The following is a 7,474-nucleotide window of genomic DNA, read 5'->3' on the forward strand; positions in this document are numbered from 1 at the left end:
ATCGGCGCGACCGGCGGCCGGCGGCCGCACACCCTCCCGGCCGACCTCGCGCAACCCGGCGCGGCCGCAGCGCTGGGCCGCGCGGCGCTCGACGCCTTCGGCGGCACTGTCGACGTCGTGGTGAACAACGCGGGCGCCAGCCTGATCGGGCACGAGTCGGCCATCGCCGACTCGGTGTCCGCCCGGGCGCTGTTCGAGGTGAACCTATGGTCCCCGCTGGCGCTCACGGCGGCGCTGCTGCCTGCGATGCACACCGCGGGCGGCGGTGTGGTGGTCAACGTCACCTCGACGATCCAGTCGGTGCCGTTGCCGCTGCTGGGTTACTACGCGGCGTCCAAGGCGGCGCTGGCGCAGGCCACCCGGTCGCTGCGGCACGAGCTGGCCGGAACGGCCGTTCGGGTGGTGGAGGTGATCCCCGGCTCCACCGACACCGCGCTGCGCGACGTCGACGAGCTGCCGTGGAAGGGCGCGCCCCCGCGACTCCTGCCGCCCGTCTCCCCGGCGACGACGGCGGCGGCGGTGGTGCGCGCGCTCGAGCGGGGCACCGGCCGGGTGGTGCACCCGCGGTATGCGCTGGCGCCGCTGGAGTTTCCCGCCATCGGCCGTCTGGTGGCCGCCGTGGGCAGCCGTCGCATCGACACCCGGAGCGGGCGTTGACCGACCGGCGCCGGCTCATCGTCGACGCCGCGCGCCGGCTATTCGCGACGCGGCCCTACGACCAGGTGACCACGTCGGAGATCGCGAAGACCGCCGGGGTGGCCTACGGGCTGATCGCGCACCACTTCGAGAACAAGCGCGGCCTGTACATGGCGGTGATGAACGAGATCGCGGTCGAGATCGCCGCCGTCCAGTCGGCGGCACTGCCCGACGGCACGCCGCTGACGGAGCAGCTTCGGCACGCGCTGCGCAGCCACATCGCCTACATCGACTCGTACGCCGACAGTTTCGTGGCACTGCTGCGCGGAGCGCTGGGCGCCGACGCCGACCACAGGGCCGCCGTGGAGCGGCTCCGATGGGCCGGCGCCCAGCGGATCCTGTTCGCGCTCGGCATCGCCGAGCCGGTGCCCGCGGTGTTGCGCACCGCGATGCACGGGTGGGTCGGCCACCTCGACGAGATGATGATCGACCGGATCGACCACGGCGACGTGCCGGCCGAGACGCTCGTCGAACTCGCCGCGGCCGCATTGGCCGCCACTCTGCGCACCGCCGCGGTGCTGGACCAGGACATCGATTTCGCGCCGGAGGTCACCGCGGCGCTCGCTGCATTCGAGGCCGCTGCCGGCTAGGCCTCACGCGGCACGTGGCCGAGCTCGCGCAGCCAACCCTTGCGGGCCGCGGGATACCAGCGCAGGGAGGCGGGTACGTAGGGCCATCCCGCGCGGACGGCAGCGCGGACCGCGCGGTAGCGGCGTTCGTCCATTGCGCTCCAGCGGATCCCGAACCGTTGCCGGACCATGGCGGGCAGGCCGCCGAAGATGACCAGCCGCATCGGGGGCGCGAGCGCGGTGCGCACCGGCTTGCTGGGCAGCAGCACGTCGGTCAGTGGGCGCAGGCGCGGATGCGCGGGGTAGAAGGGTGACGCGCTCATGTCGGGGATCGAACGCCGGTTGATGAACTCGATCAGGTGGTCCGAAGCGGGATTCGGCCGTAACACGTCCCGGCAGTAGCGCTCGACCTCGTCCTCGAAGGCCGCGCGGTCGGGCGGCACGACGCTCCCGCTCATGCCGTAGCGGCGGTACCACTCGCACCCCTCGAGATAAAGTCGCCGGCTCTCGGCGGCCGTCACCCGGTTCCGGTCCCAGTGCGACGCGATCCGGTCGACCATGCGCTGGAACGTCGCGTGTGCCCACCAGAAGGTCTCCGGCTGCAGCGCGTGGTAGCGGCCGCCGTCGGGCATCGCGCCCTCGATGTCCCGGTGGAAGTCGCGCACCCGCACACCGGTCGCCTCCGCCGTCGGCCCCTCGTAGACAGTGCCCAGGATCCCGGGTAGCGACCGGAACACCCGGTCGACGGGGTCGTCGAAGAAGTCGGAGTGGTCGATCAGTCCCTGCCCGATCGCGGGGTGCATGGTCTGCAGCAGCCCGGCGGTGCCGCCCTCGAAGGCGATGCGCATGTCGCCCGCCCACCGCCACAGCAGGGAGGTGGGTCCGAGTTCGCGCGCTGCCGCCGCGGCGTCACGCGGCGAGTTCGCCGACACCGTGCTGCTGCTCCCCGAAGTATTTGGCCAGCAGCCTTTCACTGCTACGGACGCCCCACCGCTCCAGGTGGTCGCGGCCAGCCCGGGTACGCGAGAGAAGTTGGTAGCGAACGACGTTCTTCGCGATCACCGGTGCGACGGCCCACGGCAGCGCGCGGGGGAGTTCGAGGTCGCCCATGCCTTCGCTGCGCAGGAAGTAGCTCAGCATGCTCAGCAGCCGGGCGCGGTGGTAGGCGCCGCGCAGCCCCGCCAGGTTGGGGTAGTGCAGGAGTCGCTGCGCGTCGACGATCGCATTGGCCAGCGGCGGGCCCGCCTCGCTCACGCCCGACTGGGTGATGAGCATGTGGTAGTTGAGCCGGTGCTGTGCGGCCTCGTTGTCGCACAACCAGTCCTCGTCGACACCGAGCAGCCAGCCCACGTACTTCCACAGATGCATGATGGCCCGCGACTCGGCGCCGCTGACCCGGACGCCGAGCAGCCGCACGCCCAGCAGCAGCGCCCCGTTGAACAACCCCAGGGTCGCGGCCTGATCGGTCTGGTTGATCGGGAGGCCCCAGTGGGCGACGTCCCAGCGTCCGTTCGTCTCGAACTGGTGGTTGACGAGCGCGTGCATCGCCCGCACGTGCACGGTCAGTTTGAAGCCTTCCCCGCTCCGGCGCATCGCGTCCGGCTGTGACACCGCCACCGCCCACTTCTGCGTCTCGGCAAGGCGGCGTACGGTTTTCCGGCCGGTCAACCCGCCCGTCTCGACGAGCAGGTCGGTCGGACCGCCGAACCGGTAACCGCCGATCAGGGACAGCTGCAGCATCACGTCCGCCGCGTTGGTGCCCAGCCGGCGGTACGCCGCGGCGCCCTCGTTGACGAGATCGAAGTCGACCCACGCCGGGACGCGTTCGACGGCGGCGAAGAAGTCGCGCAGCGGCCGCGGACAGTCCGCGACGGTGTGCACACCGCTGTCGAGGGCCTGGTGGAACTGTCCCATGGTGACGCGGTCGGGGTTGGCGGCGTCCGTGATGTGCATCGCCGCCACCAGTTCCGCGCCGACTTCGTCGCGATGCATGAGCCGCTGCCCGATCCGGTCGATCAGCTGCTGGTCCGGGCGCACCGTCTTGGTCAGGATCCGCAGCGGTCTCCCGAGACGGCGATTGCGCCGGGGTGCCTCCATGAACCGGCGGGGGTGTGCGGCGGACACATCGTGTGCGAGCATGACTTCATGCTGACACGAGCGATCATTCGCATTCAATTCGCATTCTGATGGCGCAGAAGTCAACTCCCGCACCCCGGCGCATGCCTCGGCAGGACCGGTCCCGCGCCATGGTGGACCGCATCCTCGACGCCGGGCAGGAGATGCTGATCGCCCATGGGTACGACGGCGCCTCCACCAACCGCATCGCCGCGGCCGCCGGCATCAGTCCTGGATCGCTGTACCAGTACTTTCCGAACAAGGACGCCATCGCCGCGGCGGTCATCGACCGCTACAGCGACCAGCTGTCCGCCCGGGTGGCCGCCAGGGTCTCCGAACGGCTGGACCAGCCGGCGCCGCACTACGTCCGGGAGTCCATCGCCGCGCTCCTCGACGCCCTGGACGTACACCCCGACTTCCTGCGGGCGGTGATGGAACAGACGCCGCGGCTGGGTTCGGGCAGCAAGTTGCTCGCGTTCGAGCAGCGTATCGGTGAGCTGACCGTGGCGTATCTGACGATCAACAAGGGCGTCGTCCGGCCGGACGCCACGTTCGAGACCGCGGCGTGGATGTTGGTGCGGATGGTCGAGCACCTGTGTGTGCGGTACATCCTCGATCAGCCGGCCATCGACCGGGACACGTTCATCGACGAGATCACCGTGATGGCGCTGAACTACCTGCGTCCATGGCCGACGCCGCCGGAGGACTGCTTCCCGTAGCCGTCGCCCGCGAACGCGAGTGCAATCCGAGCCCACGATTTCACCCCGCCCGAGAAAGTTAACGTGGATACTGATCTCCACGGCGGACAGCTGGGCTGGGTGCGGCCTGGGTGCCGAAGGCGCCATGTAACCGGCCGCGCGCCGCCCGACCTTGCCTCGGCCGCGCCGAACGCTGTTGATACTCCGCTTCTGCGCTGTTCACCGCAGTCATCCACGGTATACAGGGTCGGCCACCATACCCAGGCTATTTGCCCTCTTGCGCTCTAACGGTGGACTCCGGCGCGGAGACGACGGGGCCCGACGGCTCGGCGCAGACTCGTCGGCGCCATTATGTGAATGAATATTCGACAAAGGGTTGACGCGGTCGGATCGCTGGTCTTAGCGTGGCGAGGCGGTTGCCGACGGTGCCGCCGCGAGGTCGAACGCCGGCACACCGGCCGGGGTCTCCTATCGGGGGAGGGACGTTGACACTGGCGCGCGGCGATCGCACCGACGGTCTCGACGTCATCGAGGACTGGGCCGGCGGCTACGTCAGGCGGCACCCGCTTGCGTCGCTGCACACGGTCGGCGAGCAGTTCGTCCTCGGCGTGCGCACCATCCAGAGCCTCGTCGTCGACGTGCTCACCGGCCGGTTCCGCTGGCAGGAGTTCATCCGTCAGGGCGCATTCATGGCCGGAACCGCGGTGCTGCCAACGGTTCTCGTCGCGCTGCCGATCGGTGTCACGCTGTCCATCCAATTCGCCCTGCTGGCTGGACAGGTCGGCGCCACCTCGCTGGCGGGCGCGGCGAGCGGCCTGGCCGTGATCCGGCAGGCCGCGTCTTTGGTGGCCGCCGTGCTGATGGCCGCGGCCGTCGGCTCGGCAATCACCGCCGACCTCGGCTCCCGCACGATGCGCGAAGAGACCGCCGCGATGGAGGTGATGGGCGTCTCGGTGATTCGTCGCCTGGTGGCGCCGCGGTTCGCGGCCGCGATCATGATCGGTGTCGCGCTCACCGGGGTGGTCTGTTTCGTCGGGTTCCTTGCCAGCTATTTGTTCAACGTCTACTTCCAGAACGGCGCACCGGGCAGCTTCGTGGCCACGTTCGCGTCGTTCGCGACGACAGGCGACATGGTCCTCGCCCTCATCAAGGCCGTGCTGTTCGGCGCGATCGTCGCGATCGTGTCCTGCCAGAAGGGACTGTCGACCGTGGGCGGACCCACGGGCGTCGCGAACTCCGTCAATGCCGCCGTCGTCGAATCGATCCTGGTGCTGATGATCGTCAATGTCGCCATCAGCCAGCTCTACGCGATGCTCTTCCCTAGGACCGGGCTGTGACCGCGTCGACCTACACCCCGTTCCTGGGTTCGCTGATCCGATGGTCCCGACGGGCCGCCGCACCGGTCCAGCGGCTCGGGCACATGCTGGTCTTCTTCGTCCGCGCACTGCTGGCGATACCGCACGCACTGCGGCTGTACCGCAAGGAGTTCGTCCGCCTGCTCTCCGACATCGCCTGGGGCAACGGCTCACTCGTCGTCGGCGGCGGAACCGCGGGCGTGGCGGTGGTGCTCGGCATCACCGTCGGCGCGCTCGTCGGCATCGAGGGCTACAACTTCCTCAACCTGCTCGGCCTCGGACCCGCGACGGGCATCATCTCCTCACTGGTCAACACCCGCGAACTCGCGCCGATCGCCGCCGCGCTGGCCTTCGCAACGCAGGGCGGGTGCCGGTTCACCGCCCAGCTGGGATCGATGCGGATCGCCGAGGAGATCGACGCGCTCGACTCGCTGGCCATCCGTCCGATCCCGTACCTGGTGACCACGCGTCTGCTGGCCTCGGTCGTCGCGGTCATCCCGCTCTACGTCCTGTGCCTGGCGGTCAGCTACCTCACCACTCAGGCGGTGGTGGAGGTGATCAGCGGCGGGTCGACCGGCTCCTACCTGCACTACTTCTCGCTGATGCTGTCCGGCCGCGACATCGCCTACTCGCTGCTCAAGACGATCATCTTCGTCTGGATCGCCTCGACGGTGCAGTGCTACTACGGCTACTACGCCAGCGGCGGCCCCGAAGGCGTGGGAGTCGCTGCGGGACATGGCATGCGGGCCAGCATCACGGTCGTGATCATGGTCAACATGCTGCTCACGATGGCGCTGTGGAGCGTCGACTCCGGCGCCAGGTTCGGTGGTTGAGGTGGCCAACTCCTACGAACTCGACGGCCGCGGACCGTCGGACCGCCAACTGCCCGGCAGCGGGGTCGCGGTGCTGGTGGTCGCCGCACTGGTCACCGGTGTCCTGTTGATCAAGTCGACCGGCAGGCTGGAGGACTACGTCCGCGTCGTCGCCGATCTCGTCAACGTCGGTGACGGCCTGCCGCAGCGGTCCGACGTCAAGTACCACGGTGTCCTCGTCGGCTCGGTCGACAGCGTCGTCCCCGCCGCCGACGGCAGGCCGAATCACGTGCAGATCGCGCTGAACGCCGCTTATGCACAGGCCATTCCGGCGACTGTGACCGCGCGCGTGGTGCCGAGCAACGTCTTCGCCGTGTCGTCGGTGCAGCTCGTCGACCGCGGGCCGGCGGCACCGATCCGCGAAGGCGCCCGCATCCCCGAGGACGTCGAGCTGCCGACGGTGCTGTTCCAGACGACGATCAGCAAGCTGCGCGACATCCTCGCCGCGACCGGCCGGGGCCGCGAGGACAAGACCGTCGGATTGCTGGCCGCCGTCGGAGCGGCCACCGACAACCGCCGCGTCGAACTCCTCACCGGCGGCGCGCAACTGAGCCGGCTCATCGACGAACTCGACACGATCGTCACCACCGACGTCGACAGCCCCTCGACGGTGTCGGCGCTGATCGATGCCACCCGGGGGCTGCAGCAGACCGCGCCGGACCTGTTCGACGCGCTGCACCAGGCGGTGCGCCCGATGCAGGTGCTCGTCGAGCAGCGGGCGCAGCTCACCGACCTCATCGACGGCGGCACCCACACCATGGGCACCACCCACACGGCGTTGGCCAATCACAGCGACCGGCTGGTGCGCATCACCTCAGAGCTCACCCCGGTGATCGGCAACCTGGCGCAGACCTCACACCACTGGGTGCCGGCCTTCGTCAAGCTCGACGGCCTGTCGAAGAAGTTCTTCGACGAGGTGTGGATGCCGCACCTCGACACCGGCAACATGCGGGTCAACCTGTCGTTCACGCCGAGCTACACCTACAGCCGCGCGGACTGCCCGCAGTACGGCGAGCTCAAGGGCCCCAGCTGCTACACCGCACCGCTGGTGCCGACCCGGCCCGAACTGCCCGACACCCTGCTGCCACAGAACTACCAGCCGCCGAAGGACCTGGCGCCGCCGCCGGGCACCGTCGTCGGCCCGAGCGGCAACCTGGTTGCCGTCGGGC

8 protein-coding genes are annotated in these 7,474 nt (G+C 69.7%); 6 read left to right on the forward strand and 2 right to left on the reverse strand.

Going from position 1 to position 7,474, the window contains the following annotated elements; all coding sequences use genetic code 11:
* Both Q2100_RS28105 and Q2100_RS28110 read left to right on the forward strand, forming a co-directional pair.
* Positions 1-657, forward strand: a 657-nt coding sequence (locus Q2100_RS28105; RefSeq protein WP_302916684.1) for an SDR family NAD(P)-dependent oxidoreductase, incomplete at its 5' end; no start/stop codon positions are given.
* A complete protein-coding gene (locus Q2100_RS28110; protein WP_302916685.1) occupies positions 654-1,286 on the forward strand; it encodes a TetR/AcrR family transcriptional regulator in 633 nt (210 codons plus the stop codon). The genes Q2100_RS28105 and Q2100_RS28110, both read left to right, overlap by 4 nt.
* Here the strand turns inward: Q2100_RS28110 and Q2100_RS28115 are convergent.
* Together Q2100_RS28115 and Q2100_RS28120 are read right to left on the reverse strand one after the other, a co-directional pair.
* Positions 1,283-2,113 carry an oxygenase MpaB family protein gene (locus Q2100_RS28115; protein WP_407667709.1) on the reverse strand — a complete coding sequence of 277 codons (831 nt, stop codon included), beginning with the start codon at positions 2,111-2,113 and terminating at the stop codon, positions 1,283-1,285. The two genes, Q2100_RS28110 and Q2100_RS28115, sit on opposite strands and share 4 nt — an antisense overlap.
* Positions 2,114-2,174: 61 nt before the next feature.
* Positions 2,175-3,404, reverse strand: coding sequence for an oxygenase MpaB family protein (locus Q2100_RS28120; protein WP_302916687.1), 1,230 nt, complete (start codon positions 3,402-3,404; stop codon positions 2,175-2,177).
* 47 nt (positions 3,405-3,451) lie between these two features.
* On the opposite strand from Q2100_RS28120, the gene Q2100_RS28125 reads away from it, so the two are divergent.
* The 4 genes from Q2100_RS28125 to Q2100_RS28140 all read left to right on the forward strand — a co-directional run.
* The gene (locus Q2100_RS28125) at positions 3,452-4,099 is read left to right on the forward strand and encodes a TetR/AcrR family transcriptional regulator (RefSeq protein WP_269896935.1); all 648 of its coding nucleotides are present in this window, start codon (positions 3,452-3,454) and stop codon (positions 4,097-4,099) included.
* Positions 4,100-4,563: 464 nt separating this feature from the next.
* On the forward strand, positions 4,564-5,415 hold the full coding sequence (locus Q2100_RS28130) for an MlaE family ABC transporter permease (protein ID WP_372503785.1): 852 nt from the start codon (positions 4,564-4,566) through the stop codon (positions 5,413-5,415).
* On the forward strand, positions 5,412-6,266 hold the full coding sequence (locus Q2100_RS28135) for an MlaE family ABC transporter permease (RefSeq protein ID WP_302916688.1): 855 nt from the start codon (positions 5,412-5,414) through the stop codon (positions 6,264-6,266). Before Q2100_RS28130 ends, Q2100_RS28135 begins: the two co-directional genes overlap by 4 nt.
* Before the next feature lies 1 nt (position 6,267).
* The coding region (locus Q2100_RS28140; RefSeq protein ID WP_302916689.1) for an MlaD family protein at positions 6,268-7,474 on the forward strand (1,207 nt) is incomplete at its 3' end.

This window comes from Mycolicibacterium arseniciresistens, assembly GCF_030519285.1.
GTDB classification, from domain to species: domain Bacteria; phylum Actinomycetota; class Actinomycetes; order Mycobacteriales; family Mycobacteriaceae; genus Mycobacterium; species Mycobacterium arseniciresistens.